Source organism: Clostridium frigoris (assembly GCF_018861865.1).
GTDB classification, from domain to species: domain Bacteria; phylum Bacillota; class Clostridia; order Clostridiales; family Clostridiaceae; genus Clostridium_AD; species Clostridium_AD frigoris.
In genome coordinates, this window is sequence record NZ_JAHLDV010000137.1 from 1 (window position 1) to 1450 (window position 1450).

General features: G+C 31.2%; 3 tRNA genes and 1 rRNA gene. All 4 read right to left on the reverse strand.

Annotated elements, in window-relative coordinates:
* Positions 1–1029: 1029 nt before the first annotated feature.
* The 4 genes from KPL37_RS19430 to KPL37_RS19445 all read right to left on the reverse strand — a co-directional run bounded on the left by KPL37_RS19430 (position 1030) and on the right by KPL37_RS19445 (position 1425).
* A tRNA-Ala gene (locus KPL37_RS19430) sits at positions 1030–1105 on the reverse strand.
* A 3-nt stretch (positions 1106–1108) separates the two neighbouring features.
* Positions 1109–1185, reverse strand: a tRNA-Ile gene (locus KPL37_RS19435).
* 6 nt (positions 1186–1191) lie between these two features.
* Positions 1192–1308, reverse strand: a 5S ribosomal RNA gene (gene rrf, locus KPL37_RS19440).
* Positions 1309–1350: 42 nt separating this feature from the next.
* Positions 1351–1425 (reverse strand) — tRNA-Asn (locus tag KPL37_RS19445).
* Positions 1426–1450 lie beyond the last annotated feature (25 nt).

A 1450-nucleotide genomic window follows, 5' to 3' on the forward strand; every position in this document is an offset into this window, starting at 1 on the left:
TTGACTGGTTAAAATAAAATATTATTTCATTTCTTTACCTATTTCTCTGTTTAATTTTCAAAGACCAATTTGCTTTGTCATCATGTGACGACTTCTACTATAATACTATGTATTTATTGTTTTGTCAACTACTTCTTTATAAAATTTTTAATCAAAATTAATAAATTGTAATTAACAGTTAGTTTAATGTGCCACTCTTATGTGACGACAAGTAACATTTTATCATAAACATAATACTGTATGTTTTACTTTTTCTTTGTATATCATCGTTATTCTCTATTTAATACGTATTGCTCTTTAATTCTTTCTTTTCTTTATATTGACACACATGGTTAAGTTTATAATAATATCTATACAAATTATAATTTAGTACATTCATTTTAAAAAAACTATTAATGAAATTAATATGTATTCAACTATATACTTTCTCTAACACATAGATCCTTTAGATATTATAATTCAAATTTCAAAATTCCGATAAAACAAAAAAATAAAATCCACATTATAATAAGTGATATTTTTTTAAAGAAAACCTGATAACCAATTACAATAACAAATTGAACTAATTTTTATTTATGATGTAAATAGTTGGATTTACTTATGCTACATAGATTGTATCTAATTGTGCTTCAAATAGATTTTCAGAAGTTTTGTACTAAAATGTCCGCCTAGGAAGTGCATTCCTCCACACTTGTCTCTACAATGTACCCCTCAATTTGTTTACCTTGTTTAATTTGAGTAGTAGTAACACGGTGTATTTCATTAAAAACAGTGTTTATTTTTTTATAATTCTGTATTATTAATTGGTTATTCCATAATGATTATACTCATGTGTGTTTTTTTCTTAGTCAATTAAATCATAATACAGAATAATTTATTATTAAAACAGAAAAGACGTCATAAAGAGAGTTAACCTCTCTTTATGACGTCTTTAATATTGTAACAACAAATGCACTACTTTATTTTATTTTTTTACTTTGGATTATTATCTTGCACCAAAAAAGAACAATCCATATGGACTGTTCTTTTTGGTGGAGATAAAGGGAATCGAACCCTTGACCCCCTGCGTGCAAGGCAGGTGCTCTCCCAGCTGAGCTATATCCCCCTATGGTGGACCTTCAGGGACTCGAACCCCGGACCGACCGGTTATGAGCCGGTAGCTCTAACCAGCTGAGCTAAAGATCCATATTTATCTGGCGACGACCTACTCTTCCACAAAGTTACCCCTGCAGTACCATCGGCGCATTGAAGCTTAACCTTCGTGTTCGGTATGGGAACGGGTGTTACCTTCATGCCATAATCACCAGATTTATTGATATCTATTAAATATGTTATTGTGTTATAAAAAAATGGCTCCGCGAAAAGGATTTGAACCTTCAACCTATCGGTTAACAGCCGAGCGCTCCACCGTTGAGCTATCGCGGAACATTACCTAGCGATGACCTACTCT